The sequence below is a fragment of the Pusillimonas sp. NJUB218 genome (assembly GCF_003788685.1).
GTDB lineage: Bacteria > Pseudomonadota > Gammaproteobacteria > Burkholderiales > Burkholderiaceae_B > Neopusillimonas.
Genome location: NZ_NQMK01000027.1, coordinates 1 through 373, shown reverse-complemented (window position 1 = coordinate 373; position 373 = coordinate 1). Strand labels below are relative to the sequence as shown.

The window sequence follows — 373 nt, the reverse complement described above, 5'->3', positions numbered from 1 at the left end:
CTCACGGCGCGTTTTCTTGCGTTTGCCGACGTACTCGGCTTCGGAAAAACTCAACTGGCTCATCGGGTTCACTCGGATCGGGCTGTTTTCAATAACTTATATTCTGACAGGTTCGTTGGACTTGTTCAGAGGTTCCCTAAAGCACTGGATCGCTGCTGTTGCCCCTGAACTAGTAGAAGGACTGCATTACTCCATTATGTTTTATGGCGGGCGCCTCTTGAGTCATCTTTCTGCCGGTATTTGTCAAACAAGATGTCCGATATTTCATGCAGCAAACTTTAATTTTCCCGCCGTTTCGCCATCGACCTTTGCTGGGTTTAACCAGACTTCACTGACATGATGCCACGCACGCGTTTGACGACTCTTCCATCGA

1 protein-coding gene is annotated in these 373 nt (G+C 48.5%); it reads left to right on the top strand.

The genetic code is table 11. The annotated features are described in order from the left end of the window. Positions 1–340, top strand: a 340-nt coding sequence (locus CHR62_RS15915) for a hypothetical protein (protein ID WP_233575050.1), incomplete at its 5' end; no start/stop codon positions are given. Positions 341–373: the final 33 nt, after the last annotated feature.